The sequence below is a fragment of the uncultured Citricoccus sp. genome (assembly GCF_937871995.1).
Lineage (GTDB): Bacteria > Actinomycetota > Actinomycetes > Actinomycetales > Micrococcaceae > Citricoccus.
Window position 1 is genome coordinate 13898 of record NZ_CALMQR010000073.1, and the last position, 14899, is coordinate 28796.

The 14899-nt window shown below is 72.2% G+C and carries 13 protein-coding genes; 4 read left to right on the forward strand and 9 right to left on the reverse strand.

Annotated features, from left to right (window positions below; translation table 11 throughout):
* Positions 1–37: 37 nt before the first annotated feature.
* Genes Q0283_RS08585 through hrcA form a run of 3 tightly spaced genes read right to left on the reverse strand, consistent with a single transcriptional unit; the run spans position 38 to position 3042 of the window.
* A complete protein-coding gene (locus Q0283_RS08585; RefSeq protein WP_183526204.1) occupies positions 38–826 on the reverse strand; it encodes a 16S rRNA (uracil(1498)-N(3))-methyltransferase in 789 nt (262 codons plus the stop codon).
* Between the two features lie 10 nt (positions 827–836).
* Entirely contained in the window at positions 837–1970 is a 1134-nt protein-coding gene (dnaJ, locus tag Q0283_RS08590; protein WP_010145378.1) for a molecular chaperone DnaJ, read from the reverse strand.
* 58 nt (positions 1971–2028) lie between these two features.
* Positions 2029–3042: a heat-inducible transcriptional repressor HrcA gene (gene hrcA / locus Q0283_RS08595; protein ID WP_029139326.1), complete on the reverse strand. Its 1014-nt coding sequence runs from the start codon at positions 3040–3042 to the stop codon at positions 2029–2031.
* A 222-nt stretch (positions 3043–3264) separates the two neighbouring features.
* Between hrcA and Q0283_RS08600 the strand changes: the two genes are divergently transcribed.
* Both Q0283_RS08600 and Q0283_RS08605 read left to right on the forward strand, forming a co-directional pair.
* Positions 3265–4149, forward strand: a complete 885-nt coding sequence (locus Q0283_RS08600) for a DUF3097 family protein (RefSeq protein ID WP_183526207.1) — start codon at positions 3265–3267, stop codon at positions 4147–4149.
* A 73-nt stretch (positions 4150–4222) separates the two neighbouring features.
* On the forward strand, positions 4223–4654 hold the full coding sequence (locus Q0283_RS08605; RefSeq protein WP_183526210.1) for a DUF4870 domain-containing protein: 432 nt from the start codon (positions 4223–4225) through the stop codon (positions 4652–4654).
* Between the two features lie 87 nt (positions 4655–4741).
* Here Q0283_RS08605 and hemW read toward each other — a convergent pair whose 3' ends face one another.
* Entirely contained in the window at positions 4742–6022 is a 1281-nt protein-coding gene (gene hemW / locus Q0283_RS08610; RefSeq protein ID WP_183526213.1) for a radical SAM family heme chaperone HemW, read from the reverse strand.
* Positions 6023–6062: 40 nt separating this feature from the next.
* The gene (gene lepA, locus Q0283_RS08615) at positions 6063–7922 is read right to left on the reverse strand and encodes a translation elongation factor 4 (protein ID WP_029139329.1); all 1860 of its coding nucleotides are present in this window, start codon (positions 7920–7922) and stop codon (positions 6063–6065) included.
* A gap of 150 nt (positions 7923–8072) precedes the next feature.
* Here lepA and Q0283_RS08620 point away from each other — a divergent pair, with 150 nt between their 5' ends.
* Together Q0283_RS08620 and rpsT are read left to right on the forward strand one after the other, a co-directional pair.
* Entirely contained in the window at positions 8073–8735 is a 663-nt protein-coding gene (locus Q0283_RS08620; RefSeq protein ID WP_298044208.1) for a type II toxin-antitoxin system PemK/MazF family toxin, read from the forward strand.
* 139 nt (positions 8736–8874) lie between these two features.
* Positions 8875–9141 carry a 30S ribosomal protein S20 gene (rpsT, locus tag Q0283_RS08625; RefSeq protein WP_298044209.1) on the forward strand — a complete coding sequence of 89 codons (267 nt, stop codon included), beginning with the start codon at positions 8875–8877 and terminating at the stop codon, positions 9139–9141.
* Between the two features lie 138 nt (positions 9142–9279).
* Here rpsT and holA read toward each other — a convergent pair whose 3' ends face one another.
* From holA to Q0283_RS08645, 4 genes are all read right to left on the reverse strand, one after another.
* Positions 9280–10284, reverse strand: coding sequence for a DNA polymerase III subunit delta (holA, locus tag Q0283_RS08630; RefSeq protein WP_298044211.1), 1005 nt, complete (start codon positions 10282–10284; stop codon positions 9280–9282).
* A 5-nt stretch (positions 10285–10289) separates the two neighbouring features.
* Positions 10290–12869 (reverse strand): ComEC/Rec2 family competence protein, encoded by a 2580-nt coding sequence (locus Q0283_RS08635; protein WP_298044212.1) that lies wholly within the window; start codon positions 12867–12869, stop codon positions 10290–10292.
* A 112-nt stretch (positions 12870–12981) separates the two neighbouring features.
* Positions 12982–13818, reverse strand: coding sequence for a ComEA family DNA-binding protein (locus Q0283_RS08640; RefSeq protein ID WP_298044213.1), 837 nt, complete (start codon positions 13816–13818; stop codon positions 12982–12984).
* A 67-nt stretch (positions 13819–13885) separates the two neighbouring features.
* Entirely contained in the window at positions 13886–14869 is a 984-nt protein-coding gene (locus Q0283_RS08645) for a DegV family protein (protein WP_298044214.1), read from the reverse strand.
* Positions 14870–14899: the final 30 nt, after the last annotated feature.

The window sequence follows — 14899 nt, forward strand, 5'->3', positions numbered from 1 at the left end:
TTCAGCTCCTGCTGTGGTGGGTGGCTCTGGTGGAAGTCTACGACCGGGACCCGAAACGTCCCAGCAGTTGCTGGACGACGGCGGTCGCCGCGGGCCCCGCGGTGGAGGACCGCAGCACGTTGCGCCCCAGCAGGACGGGCACGGCCCCGGCCTGGGTGAGCGCCGTGAGCTCGGCCGGGCTGATGCCGCCCTCGGGGCCCACGACCATCACGATCCGGTCCACGGCGGCCGCCTCGGCCACCGCCTCGCCGAGCGGGGCCTGCGCCTCCTCGTGGAGGACCAGCACCAGCGTCCCGGGGCCGCAGACTGACGCGACCCCGACGCCGTCGAGCATCTCGCGGGCCTCCGGCACCCGGGTGCGCCGGGCCTGTTTCGCGGCCGCCAGCAGGGCGGCCTCCCACTTGGCCAGGGCCTTGGCCGTCTTGTCGGTCCGGGCGCCCTTGCCCGGCTTCCCGCCCGTCCACCGCACGATGGAGCGCTCGGCCTGCCAGGGATGGACCGCGTCCAGCCCGAGCTCGGTTCCGGCCTGGACGGCCATCAGGTCCCGGTCGCCCTTGGCCAGTGCCTGCACGAGGACCAGCTCCGGAAGCGGTGCCGGTTCGTCCGTGACGGACCGGGCGGTCGCCTCCAGCCGGTCGGGGGCGGCGGCGACGACGGTCGCCGTGACCCGGCGTCCGGAGCCGTCGGCTACGTCGAGCGGCTCCCCCGGGCCCAGCCGCATCGACTGGGCGGCGTGGCGGGCCTCGGCGCCGGTGAGCACGACGGCGTCACCGGGCGCGGTGGTGGCCAGCGAACCGGCGTCGAGGTAGAACAGCGGGTTGCTCACGGGCGATCGCTCACAGGTTCTTGAGGTTGTCCCGCAGCTTGGAGAACAGCCCGCGGTGCTCGGTGCTGCCGTGCACGGCCTCCTCACCGCGGGCCATCGCGAGCTCCGCGAGCAGTCGCCGCTGCTCGTCGTCGAGCCGGGTGGGGGTCTCCACGCGCAGGGTGACCTTCAGGTCCCCGCGGCCGGAACCGCGCAGCCGCCCGACGCCCAGGCCCTTGAGCACCTGCACCTCACCCGACTGGGTGCCCGCCCGGACCGGCACCTGCTGTTCACCGTCGAAGGTGTCCAGCGTGAGCTCGGTGCCCAGGGCGGCGGCCGTCATCGGCACGGTCATGGTCGCCAGCAGGTCGTCGCCGTCCCGCGTGAACACGTCGTGGTGCCGGACGTCGATCTCCACGTAGAGGTCGCCGTTGGGGCCGCCGCCCGGGCCGGCCTCCCCCCGTCCGGCCAACTGGATGCGGGTGCCGGTGGCGACGCCGGCGGGGATCTTGATGGTCAGGGACGCGCGGTCGCGCACGCGGCCCTGGCCGTTGCACTCGCGGCAGGGATCCGGGATGACGGTGCCGAAGCCCTGGCACGCCGAACAGGTCTCGGCGGCCATCACCGTGCCCAGGATGGAACGGACGGGGCGGCGGATGGCGCCCTGGCCGTGGCAGATGGAACAGGTCTCGGGGTGGGTGCCGGGCCGGCAGCAGGAGCCGTCACACTCCGGGCAGACCACCGCGGTGTCCACCTCGAGGGTCTTGTCCACGCCGAACACGGCGTCCACCAGGTCGATCCGCGCGGTGATCAGCGCGTCCTGGCCGCGGCGGGACCGGCTCGCCGGGCCACGCCCGCCGCCGCCCATGCCGCCACCGCCCCCGAAGAACGTCTCGAAGATGTCCTGGAAGCCGCCGAAGTCACCCCCGCCGAATCCGCCCATGCCGCCGGTGCCGTTCTCGTGGCCGGTCGCGTCGTAGTTGCGCCGCTTGTCCTCGTCCGAGAGCACCTCGTAGGCGCGGGTGACCTCCTTGAACTGGTCTCCGGCCTCCGGGGCGGGGTTGACGTCGGGGTGGAGCTTGCGGGCCAGCTTGCGGTAGGCGCGCTTGATCTCCTCGGCAGAGGCGTCACGGCTGACGCCGAGGACCTCGTAGTGGTCTGCCACGGTGTGGGGTATTCCTTCCGGACGGGATTCGTGTTCGGGTCTGATGCGGCCCGGCAGTCTACTGGGACAGGATCCTGGACAGGTAGCGGGCGATGGCGCGGACCGCGGTCATGGTGCCGGGGTAGTCCATGCGGGTGGGTCCGACGACCCCGAGCTTGGCGCCGGCCCCGGGTCCGTAACCGGCCGCGATGACCGAGGTCTCGGCCAGCGAACCGGTGTTCTCGGACCCGATGCGCACGCTCAGGCCCCGCACATCCTGCTCCATCTCGGTCAGCAGGCGCAACAGCACGACCTGCTCCTCGAGGGCCTCCAGGATGGGGCCGATCGAGTACGGGAAGTCCCCCGGTGACCGGGCCAGGTTGGCCGTGCCGGCCATGATGATGCGGTCCTCGCGCCGGGCTGCCAGCAACTGGTCCAGCTGGCCGGCCAGGACGCCCGCCAGTTCCCGGTCCTGCTCCGGCACGGTCGCCATGGCGGCCCGGAGCCCGTCGGCGGCCTGGACGGGGGTCAGGCCGTCGAGGTGGCGCAGGAACAGCTGCTTCAGGGCGTTCAGGGAGGTCTCCGAGACGTCCTGCTCGGTGGTGACGGCGCGCTGGTCCACCTGGCCGGAGGACAGGATCACCACCGCCAGGACGCGGCGGGGGGCCAGGGCGACCAGCTCCAGGTGCCGCACGGTGGAGGAGTCCAGGTGCGGGTACTGCAGCACGGCCACCTGGTGGGTCAGCTGGGAGAGCAGCCGGACGGTGCGGGACATCATCTCGTGCAGGTCATCGGAGGAGTCCAGCAGGGTCTGCACAGCCCGGCGCTCCGCGGCCGAGAGCGGCTTGACCTCGGAGATCTGGTCCACGAAGACGCGGTAGCCCTTGTCCGTCGGGATGCGCCCGGCCGAGGTGTGCGGGGCCACGATCAGCCCCTCGTCCTCCAGGGCGGCCATGTCATTGCGCACGGTCGCCGAGGACACGCCCAGCTGGTGGCGGTCCACGAGGGCCTTGGAGCCGACCGGTTCCCGGGAGGCCACGTAGTCCTCCACGATCGCCTGCAGCACCTGCATGCGGCGCGGCTGCTCGCTCATCTCACCCTCCCGTCGTCGGTCAGTGGTGCACCGGTCGTCCCGGCCATGCACTTAGCACTCGTCGAGTTCAAGTGCCAAGTCTAATACCTCTGTCCAGTCCGCTCCCGGCGCCTCCCGCCACCCGGTCGTGTCCGAGCCGTCCCGCTCCGCCCACGACCCGGTTCACGCCGGGCGCGAGCCGTTCCCCGGGTTCTCCGGGACGCCTTGCTAGCGTCGGGGCCCATGGAATGGAACAGCTGGGGACCCGGCACCCTGGACGGCGGCTTCCGGCCGGCGGCCCGCGCCGTGCCGGAGGTCCCCGCGGACCGCGGCACGGTCCTGGAGGACGCCGGCACGGGATTCACCGGGGCCGTCCTGCGGGTGGAGAAGTCCGGCGGGGTGCACCTGGTGGTGCTGGAGGACCGCAGGGGCCGGACGAAGTCCTTCCCGCTGGGCTTCGGCTTCCTCGTGGACGGCGACCCGGTCCAGGTGGTGCCCCCCGCGCCTGCCGCTCCGGGCCGCACGCTCGGGGTGACGGGCAAGGCCCTGCCGGCCAGGACGGCGTCGGGGTCCGTGCGGGTGAGCCACGCCCGGGCCCGCACCGCGCGCGCCTCCCGCATCTGGGTGGAGGGCCTGCACGACGCCGAGCTGGTGGAGAAGGTCTGGGGTGAGGACCTCCGGCTGGAGGGGATCGTCGTCGAGCCCCTGCACGGCGTGGATGACCTCGCCGGTGCGATCGCCGACTTCTCCCCCGGGCCGCAGCGCCGGCTCGGGATCCTCGTGGACCACCTCGTGTCCGGGTCCAAGGAGGAGCGCATCGCCGCGGAGGCGATGCGGGTGCCCGGGGCGCGCGGCAACGTGCTGATCGTCGGCCACCCCTACGTGGACGTCTGGCAGGTCATCAAGCCGGCCGTGCTGGGCATCGAGGCCTGGCCGGTGGTGCCCAGGGGCCAGGACTGGAAGACCGGGATCCTCAAGGGCCTGGGCTGGCCGCACCGGACCAAGGAGGACGTCGGCCTCGGCTGGAAGCGGCTGCTCTCCCGGGTGCGCACCTACGCCGACCTCGAGCCCGCCCTGCTGGGCCGCGTCGAGGAGGTCATCGACTTCCTCACCGCCGTGGGCGACTAGCAGCGGCGGATATCCACGTAGGATGTCCTACGGAATCCGGCGTAGTACCCCCACTCCCGAGAGGCAGAAGGACGTGTCACAGCAGCAGCCCAGCGGTCCGCACCGCCAGCGTCCGGTCGCCGCGCCCCGGCGCGACCAGCACCTGCAGGGCTCCCCTGCCAAGGCCGCACCCCTGACGCCCGCGCAGGACCGCCAGTGGGCCACCTTGGCGCACTTCGGCGGCATCCTGGGCTTCGTCCCCTCCCTGGTGATCTACCTCGTCTTCCGCCACCGCGGGCCCTTCACGGCCCAGGAGGCCAAGGAGGCGCTGAACTTCACGCTGCCGCCCACGGTGCTGGCGATCGTGGCGAACCTGCTGGCCCTGATCCCCGTGGTCGGCGGGGTCTTCGGGATCATCGCGATGCTCATCTGGCTGTTCATGACCATCTCCGGCCTGGCCGCGGGCATCCACTGCAACAAGGGCCGGCCGTACCGGTACCCGTTCAACCTGCGCCTGATCCAGTAGGCCCGTCCGTCCGTCCTCACAGGACATGTCCGGCGCGGGACCGCACCGGATGGGTCCCCTCGGGGATGACGAACCGGTGGGGGCGTCTCAGAACCCCGCCAGCCGCCGCACGATCGCGTCGTCCAGCAGGCGGCCCTGCAGGGTCGGGATGATCCGGCCGGCCAGGGCGGCCCGGCCATCCAGCAGTCCCTCGGCGATCATCGCCGCGATCTCACCCCTGGCCTGGGCGCCGCCGTCCGGTGCCACGTCCAGGACGCTGGTCTCCAGGCCCTCCGACAGCCGGACACCGAGCATGACGCGCTCCAGGAACCTGGCCTCGGCATCGGGTTCCTCCCGGCCCACGGACGGTGACACGCCGGTGGCCAGACGCTGGGCGTAGGCGGCCGGGTGCTTGGCGTTCCAGAACCGGACGCCGGCGAGGTGGGAGTGGGCGCCCGGGCCGGCACCCCACCAGTCCTGGTCGCGCCAGTAGGCCATGTTGTGGCGGGCGCGGTGGATGCCCTCGTCCAGCGGATCCAGGGCCCAGTTGGAGATCTCGTACCACCGGTAGCCGGCCTCGGCGAGCAGCCGCTCGGCCAGCAGGTACTTGTCCGCCTGGTCGTCGGGGTCGACGTCGGCCTGGACGCCGCGCTTGACGGAGGACCCGAACTTGGTGCCCTCCTCGACGATCAAGGAGTACGCGGAGACGTGGTCCGGGCGCAGCGCCAGCGCCGCCTCCACCGTGGTCCGCCAGTCCTCCAGGGACTCTCCCGGCGTGCCGTAGATGAGGTCCAGGGACACCTCCAGGCCCGCGTCCCGGGCCCACCCGACGGCGGCCGGCACGTTCTCCGGGCGGTGCGTGCGGTCCAGGGTGGCCAGCACGTGGGGCACCGCGGACTGCATGCCGAAGGACACGCGGGTGAAACCCCCGGCGGCCAGTTCGGCCAGCGACCGCGCGGTGACCGAGTCCGGGTTGGCCTCGGTGGTGACCTCGGCTCCCGGCGCGAGGCCGAAGACCTCGCGGGCCCGGCCGAGGATGCCGACCAGGTCCGCGGCGGGCAGCAGCGTGGGGGTGCCGCCGCCGAAGAACACGGTCTCCAGCTGCCGTGCCGGCACGTCCGAGGCCGCCAGCACCCCGGCGGCGAAGTCGAACTCGCCGGTCACCGTGCCGGCATAGCTGGAGCGGGACGCCCCGGGACCCAGGTCCTCGGCGGTGTACGTGTTGAAGTCGCAGTACCCGCAGCGGACCTCGCAGAACGGCACGTGGACGTACAGGCTGAACGTCCGCGGCGCGCCGGCGGACTCGGCCTCACGCACTCGGCGGGCCACGTGCGCGGGCAACCGGCCGTCGTCGGGCGCGGGGTCACCCTCGGGAAGGATGGAAGGCAAGCGGTACTACTCTCCTACTACTGCTGCTGCGATGTGCTGGCTACTTCTTGGCGCCGGTCTCGGAACCCGCGCCCTCGGAGGACAGGGCGGCGATGAAGGCCTCCTGAGGGACCTCCACCCGGCCGACCATCTTCATGCGCTTCTTGCCCTCCTTCTGCTTCTCGAGCAGCTTGCGCTTGCGGGAGATGTCACCGCCGTAGCACTTCGAGAGCACGTCCTTGCGGATCGCGCGGATGTTCTCGCGGGCGATGATGCGGGAGCCGATCGCGGCCTGGATCGGCACCTCGTACTGCTGCCGGGGGATGAGCTCCTTGAGCTTGCCCGTCATCATCACGCCGTAGGAGTAGGCGTTGTCCTTGTGGGTGATGGAGCTGAAGGCGTCCACCTGCTCGCCCTGTAGCAGGATGTCGACCTTGACCAGGTCCGCGACCTGATCGCCGTCGGTCTTCCACTCCAGGGAGGCGTAGCCCTTGGTGCGGGACTTCAGCTGGTCGAAGAAGTCGAAGATGATCTCCGCCAGCGGGATCCAGTAGCGGATCTCCACCCGCTCCTCGGAGAGGTAGTCCATGCCGCGCATCTGCCCGCGCTTGCCCTGGCACAGCTCCATGACGGCACCGATGAACTCCGAGGGGACGATGATCGTGATCGAGGCCATCGGCTCGCGGACCTCGTTGATCTTGCCCTCGGGGAACTCGGACGGGTTGGTCACGGTGATGACCTGTCCGTCCTCCCGGGTGACCTCGTAGACCACGTTCGGTGCGGTGGAGATCAGCGCGAGGTCGAACTCTCGCTCGAGCCGCTCGCGGATGATCTCCAGGTGCAGCAGGCCCAGGAAGCCCACGCGGAAGCCGAAGCCCAGGGCCACCGAGGTCTCCGGCTCGTAGACCAGGGCCGCGTCGTTGAGCTTGAGCTTGTCCAGCGCGTCGCGCAGCACCGGGTAGTCGGAGCCGTCGATGGGGTACAGGCCGGAGAACACCATCGGCTTGGGGTCCTCGTACCCGCCGATGCGCTCCGTGGCCGGCTTGGCCGCCGAGGTGACCGTGTCACCGACCTTGGACTGGCGCACGTCCTTCACGCCGGTGATCAGGTAGCCCACCTCGCCCACGGCCAGGCCCTTCGAGGGGATCGGCTCGGGCGAGGACACGCCGATCTCGAGCAGCTCGTGGGTGGCGCCCGTCGACATCATGGTGATCTTCTCCCGCGGGGAGAGCCTGCCGTCCACCACGCGCACGTAGGTGACGACGCCGCGGTAGGTGTCGTAGACGGAGTCGAAGATCATGGCCCGGGCCGGACCGTCCGTGTTCCCCTGGGGAGCCGGGATCTCGGCGACGACGCGGTCCAGCAGGGCCTCCACGCCGACACCGGTCTTGCCGGAGACGCGCAGGACGTCGTCCGGATCGCAGCCGATCAGGCCGGCGATCTCGGCCGCGTACTTCTCGGGCTCGGCCGAGGGCAGGTCGATCTTGTTCAGGACCGGGATGATCGTCAGGTCGTTCTCCATGGCCAGGTACAGATTGGCCAGGGTCTGTGCCTCGATCCCCTGCGCGGCGTCCACCAGCAGGATCGCGCCCTCACAGGCGGCGAGTGAGCGGGAGACCTCGTAGGTGAAGTCCACGTGCCCGGGGGTGTCGATCATGTTGAGCGCGTAGTCGGCGCCGTCCACGTTCCACGGCATGCGCACGGCCTGGGACTTGATGGTGATGCCGCGCTCGCGCTCGATGTCCATCCGGTCCAGGTACTGGGCCTTCATGTCCCGGGGCTGGACCACGCCGGTGGACTGCAGCATGCGGTCGGCCAGGGTGGACTTGCCGTGGTCGATGTGCGCGATGATGCAGAAGTTACGGATCACCGCCGGATCGGTGGCGGCGGGCACCGGGGCGTGGATCGCCATGGGCGACACGGGCATCTTCCTTCGACTGGGGAACGTGGGCGCGCCTGGCGGGGCCAGGCGGGACTGGCTCCCCATTCTTCCATGTTTCCCGCCGCGGATCCGCCTCGATGCGACGCGCTCGTTCCCCGCGGCGCGGACACCCGTTGGTAGGTTCGTGCCATGGCCCTGAACCTGAACCGCCTGCTGTCCGCCGGCCGTGCGGTGGCCCGCCTCGTCCGGGACGTCCGGCGTTCCTCCGCGCCCTCCCCCGGACGGCACGACGACGGCACCGGCTCCCAGCGCTCCCGCCCCCAGCCCCGCCTGCCCGGGTCGCGGCAGGGCTCGACCCGCCCGGCCCAGCCCCGCGTCGTCCCGGGCGGTGCGCGACCGGGCAGCGCGCGACCGGGCGATGCGGCCGGCGTCGGGCCTGCGGGTGAGGTCCTGGACTACCCGGGTGACTTCCACGGCCGGGCCAGGGTGGAGTACGACCCGGCCCCCGGCCCCGAGGCCGGGCCGGGCGAGATCGTGTGGACGTGGGTGCCGTTCGAGGAGCTCGACGGCCGGGGCAAGGACCGCCCCGTCCTGGTGGTCGGCCGCAACGGTGACTACCTGCTGGCCGCCCAGCTCACGACGCGGGACCGCAACAACGGGGTACGGCGGGACCGGGATTACATCGACATCGGCACCGGCCCGTGGGACTCGAGGGGCCGCCCGTCCGAGGTGAAGCTGGACCGGATCCTGCAGGTCAGTGCCCGCGACGTCCGGCGGGAGGGTGGGGTGCTCCCCCGGAACGCGTTCGAGACGGTGGCCCGAGGACTCCACGACCGGAACGGGTGGTCGTGATAGACTATTCAGTTGTGTGTCCGCGCAGGTCGACGGGCACTCCCGGAACGGCTTTCCAGGGCATCCCCACGCCTCTCAGTCGCCGGATCCGGGAATATCCCTCACCGACCAAAGTCCGAAGCAACAGAAAGACTCTTTCGTGGCCAACATCAAGTCCCAGAAGAAGCGCATCCTCACCAACGAGAAGGCTCGCCAGCGCAACGTCGCCGTGAAGTCCGAGCTGCGCACCGCCATCCGCGCCGTGGACAAGGCCGTCACCGCCGGTGACCAGGCCGCCGCCTCCTCCGCCGTCGCGCTGGCCAGCAAGAAGCTGGACAAGGCCGTCAGCAAGGGCGTCATCCACAAGAACCAGGCTGCCAACCGCAAGTCCGGTATCGCCAAGCGCGTGAACAAGATCAGCGCCTGATCCTCACGCTGCGCCGGCGCCCCGCGCCAGGCACCGAGGCCCCCGTCCCATCGGACGGGGGCCTCGTGCGTTCAGCGGACGTCACCGGCCGGTGAGCGCCAGAGTGTCACCGGTCGGTGCGCCGTGAGCGCCGGGCCGTCAGCGCCGGGCCGTGAGGGCGATGCGGGTGACGACGCGCTCGACGGCGTACTCGGCGTCCTTGGCCAGTCCCTTGGCCTCGGCGTCGGCCTGCGCGACCCACTCGATGGCTGCCGCGATGGTCGCGGGATTCCAGAACCGGACGGTCTCCGAGACGCGCTTGGCCTGCCAGGGGGCCATCCCCAGGACCTGGGCGACCTGGCCCTGCGAGATGCGGGCGTCGACGATCCGGGCGATCTGCCGGGTCTTCATGGCCAAGGCCCCCGTGATGGCCGGTGCGGAGACCCCGGTGGCCAGGGCGTGCCGCAACAGCGCGGTGGCCTGACCGGCCCGGCCCTCGATGGCCGCGTCGGCGACCCGGAAGGCGGTGGCCTCGACCCGTCCGCCGTAGTACCGGTCCACGACCTGGGTGGTCACGGTCCCCTCGGTGTCCGCGGCCAGCTGCTGACAGGCCACCGCGAGGTCGGTCAGCGATCCGCCCGTGGCGTCGATGAGGGACCGGACGGCCTCCTGGTCGATCGACCGGCGCCGGGACCGGAACTCGCCGACCACGAAGTCGGCCTTGTCCGCGTCGGACTTGATGGGCTGGCACTCCACCAGCACCCCGGACGAGGTGACCACGTCCAGCAGCCTCTTGCCGCGGTTGCCTCCGGAGTGGCGCAGGATCAGGGTGACGTCATCGGCGGGGGCGGCCACGTAGTCGAGGCAGTCGGCCAGGAACGCCTCGTTCATGTCCTGCAGGCCCTCGGCCAGGACGATCTTCGCCTCGCCGAACAGGGACGGGCTGGCCAGCATGGACAGTTGTCCGGACTGGTAGTCGGCGGCATCCAGCCGGTGGAGCTCCAGGCCCGGGTCCGCCTGCCGCAGCGCGGTCCTGACCCGGTCCGTGACCCGGGTGGCGATGAAGTCCTCGGGCCCCTTCAGGAGCATGAGGGGCGCCGGTTCCACGCGTCGCCAGTCGGTGCCGGAGCTGGTGGATCGGCGAGAGCGGCTGGGGGCGGGCATGCGTGTCATCCTACCGGGATGGTGCCCGCCGCCCGGCCGGTCACCGCGGGTGCGAACTGGCCGGTCACGGTCGGCACCAGCTGTCCGTCGCGGAGCGAGACGACCGTCGTGCCGTGCTCATCGGTGCGCACGACCGGCCCGTGCCGCTGGAGCTCGGTGATGACGGACGGGTGCGGATGCCCGTAGCTGTTCTCCCGGCCGACCTGCACCACCGACAACGCCGGCATCAGGGCGCGCACGAGGTCGTTCCCACCGTTCCTGGCCCCGTGGTGGCTCACCTTGAGCACGTCCACCGTCTCCGGGAACACTCCCTGGCGCAGCAGTGCACCGGTGGCCTCCTGCTCCATGTCCCCCGTGAGCAGGACGGTGTAGGACCCCTGAGGCGTGTGCACGGTGGCCGCCATCTGCAGGGAGGCATCGTTCTCGTCGCGCGCCTCCGAGTCCGCGGCCAGCACCTCCCAGTCCACCCGCCATACCGATGCCGGCTCACCCACCGTGCCCGTCTCCCCCACCCCCGGCCGGCGCGCACCGGCGGGGGCGCGAGCGCCTCCGGCGCCCTCGGCGGCAGATCGGTCCTCACGGTCCCCTGCGCCCGGCCCGCCGGCCCCGGGGGTGGCCATGCTCGAGTAGACGACGGCAGCAGGCTGGCAGCACTCGGCGAGCGCGGCGGCGGAACCCGCATGGTCCTGGTGCAGGTGGGACAGCACGAGCAGGTCGATCCGCTCCACACCGACGTTCCGGAGGCAGGACGTCGCCGCCCCCGGGTCCGGGCCCGTGTCGACCACCATCGCCGACCGCTGCCCCGTACGCAGGACCAGCATGTCCCCCTGGCCGACGTCGCAGGCGGCCAGGGACCAGTCCCGCGGGACGGGCCCGGTCGGTGGGGAGACGACGAGGGCAAGCTGACTGCCGACGGCGGCGCACACGAGCGTCCACGCCGCGGCCAGCGACCACCGCAGGGTTCGGGAGGACGGGGCGCCGCGCGGAACCGGACCGGCGGGGATCCGGCGCACGCGGGCGGGCCGCGTTCGTTCCCACCGCAGCAGCAGCCAGAGCAAGGCCAGGGCCGCGAGCACGTGCAGGGCCACCAGGACTGCCCCGAGCACTCCCCCGGGCCAGGCATGGAGCGCTCCCGGCAGTGACGACAGGGCGCCGGCGATCCAGCCGATCCCTGCGGCCGGCCAGCCGATCAGCCAGAAGACGGCGGAGGCCAGGCCGGCGAGCGGCACGGCGAGGATGGCAGCCGCCGTGCCCGGCACGGTGATGAGGGGGACGAGGGGTGCCGCGAACAGGTTGGCGGGCACAGCATAGCTGCTGAGCGTGCCCGCGATCCCCACCAGCACCGGCTGGCAGGCGACCTGGGCACAGACGGTCACCGCGAGCGCGGCGCCGATCGTCCCGGCGACCGGTCCGGGCAGTATCCTCCCGAGCGTGGCGGTCAGCCACTGTTCCACCGGTCGTGCGGCCAGGACGATGCCGGCGGTGGCTGCCAGGGAGAGCTGGAATGCCGGTTCGGCGGCCAGCGCCGGTTTCCAGCACAGCAGGACGCAGCCGGCCAGGCACAGCAGCGGCAGGGCCTGCCGTCCCCGCCCGAAGAACACCGCCCAGGCGCCGATCCCGCCCATCACGGCCGCCCGGATCACGGAGGGTTCCGGGCCGACGATGATGACGAAGACGACCAGCACCCCCAGGACCGCGCCCAGCACCACCGGGCGACGGATCCGCAGGGTGCGCAGGCTCATCATGACTGCGCCGGCCAGGAGGGTGCAGTTGGCACCGCTGACGGCGGACAGGTGACTGAGCCCGGAGGCCTTCATCGCCTCGTCCAGTTCCGGGTCCTGCACGGAGCGGTCCCCCAGGACGAGTCCTGGAAGCAGCTGGGGTGCCGCGCCCACGCTGCCGGCCGCCGCGTCGCGGACCGCCGCTCGCACCACCTCGCGCCCCGTGCTCCCGCCCGTGCCGCTCTCCGCGCCTGTCCCACCGTTGTGGTCCGGGCATGACCCGGCATCCGGGCCGGTGCGGGCACGAGCGAACACCGTGGTACCGGACGGCTCAAGATCGGCCGTCAGGCATAGCCGTGTGCCAAGCTCCATACCGTCCCACTCCGCATCTCCGGAGACGACGACCTCGGTGCCCTCTGGCACGGTCCGTACCGGGTGTCCGAAGGCATCCACGGCAACGGTCACGTGCCACCGGTCCCCGAAGGCCCCCGGGGACCTCACCGCCCCACCCGTCGCCCGACCGGAGAGGCGCACCGGCTGGCCCGCGGACACCGCATCCTCCCAGCCGGAGGCCTTCACCGGGGCCCGGTCCCCGACGGCCTGCACTGCCGCGACGGCCGCGACCCACAGCGCACAGGCGGTGAGCGCCGTCAGGCTCACCAGTGCCACACGCCCACTGCGCGCAATGGCAACCAACAGCACCGTGACCGCGGCGGCCGCCACTCCCAGGCCCCACGGCAGCATCTGCACCCACTCATACGGGAGGACCGGAACGGCCAGACACGTCACCAGCGTCAGCAGCAGGGCCGGCACGAGCCGCACGTCGACCGGCCCGGGCACCGGTCCGGCAGTCGGTGGCCTCACCGGCCGTCCAGCCCGTCGGACCACCACGGCATCGTCGTCACTGGGCTGGATGCGGTGGGACCGACCCGGGTGCGCCCTCGACCCCGACTCTGGGTCCGCCCTCGTGGTCGTCTCACCAGCTGACGAGTCCGTCGAGGCGTTCCATCATGGCCGGGCCGATGCCGGACACCGCGTCCAGGTCCTCCAGCGACCCGTAGGGTCCGACCTGCTCGCGGTGGTCGACGATCCTGCCGGCCAGCGCGGGTCCGATGCCGGGCAGCTGTTCGAGCTCGGCGGCATCCGCCGTGTTGACGTTGACCGTGCCGCTCGGGGAGCCGGGTTCACCCGGAGCCTCGTTCACCGGCTGTCTCCCAGGACCGTCACCGGGTTCCGTCCCACCGGTCGCCAGTGGGGTGTCCGGTCCAGGCACGAGGATCTGGCTGGCGTCCACGGCCGGTGCGGCGAGGTTCAGCAGGTCGAGTCTCGCCCGCGTCGTCGACCCGCCGGCGGCATGGAGGGCGTCGGCCACGCGCGAACCGGCCGGCAGCTCCACGAGCCCCGGTTCGTGGACCTCTCCCGCCACGTGCACGATCACGGCCCCGGGGGCGGTGCCCACCGTGCCGATGTCCTGGTCCATCGGTGACGGCCCGACGCCTGGCTGGCCGGCTTCCGCAGGTCCGGGCACTGCCGTGGACGAGGGGCCGCGGTCCGTGCCCGCCCGCTGTTCAGCGTCCTCGGCGTCACGGCCGCGGTGCCCCTCCCGGTTCTCGAGGGCGGCGGCCTGTGGTGCGGGGGTACCCGTCGGCCCGGCCGGTGACACCAGCCAGCTGACGGCCCACCACGTGGCGGCGAGCACCGCCAGCAACAGGACGGCGGAGGTCACGACGCGCCCCCGCCACAAGGGGGCCACTGGAGGCGGCTGCTCCCAGTCCCCCGTCACGGAGGTGTCGTCCTGGCTGTGGCGTCCCATGCCTCCACCCTCGCCCGGTCGAACGGGCCACGGGCAGGTCAGTGCACCGGGAGGGTGCGACACGCCGTCAGGAGGCGGGCTGTGGAGTGGGCACCGGGTTCATCGTGACCCCGAGCGCCCCCAGGCCCAGGTGCGCGGCCAGCACCGCAGGGAGCCGGATCACCGGCACGGGCATCGCGGACAGGCTCTGCAGGCGGCCGGCCAGTTCGTGGGCGGCCTCCTGGTTGCCGAAGCCGTGGACCGCGATGCGCTCGGAGGGCCCCGGCGTGTCCGAGTCCTGCGCCGCCTCCCGGACCAGTTCGACCAGACGCTCCGTCGCCCGGGCCGTGGTGCGCGGCCGGTCGACGAGGGAGACCACCCCGTCCTCGAGCGTGAGCACCGGCTTGACGTGCAGCAGGGACCCCAGCAGACCCGCCACCGTCCCGATCCGACCGCCCCGGCGCAACTGCTCCAAGTTGGGCACGGTGAAGAACACCCCGGAGTCCTGGCTCGCCGCGTCCACGACGGACACCAGCTGGTCCGGGGCCACGCCGAAGCCCGCCCCGATCACGGCGTCGATCACCACCGTTCCGAGCGCGAACCCGGCCGTGTGCGAGTCGACCACCGAGACGGGGATGAGCGACTCCCGCGCGGCCAACCGCGCGGCCTCCACGGTCCCGGACAGCCTGCCGGACAGGTGGACGGAGATGATCTGCTCGAAACCGGCCTCGGCCAGCGACTGGTACACGGCACTGAACGCACCGGGTGAGGGCCGGGAGGTCTTCACGGGTGTCCCGGCGGCCAGGGCCAACGGCAGCTCCCGCAGCAGGTCGGGCGTGCCGTCCGTGTAGATCTGGTCACCGATCATCACCGGCATGGGCACCTGGCGCAGGCCGCGGGCCAGCGGGTGGGCGAGCACCTCGGCCGGGATCGAGGCCGAGGAGTCGGTGACGATCGCGGTCCGCCCCTTCCGCGGCGGGCGGAGTCCGAGCCGGACCCGGCCGCTCTGGGAGGCCCGCAGCTGGCGGATCCGGACGAGCATGGCGGCCTGCCACTCGGCGATGTCGACCACGCGCACTCCCTTCAACGCCCGACGGTTCCG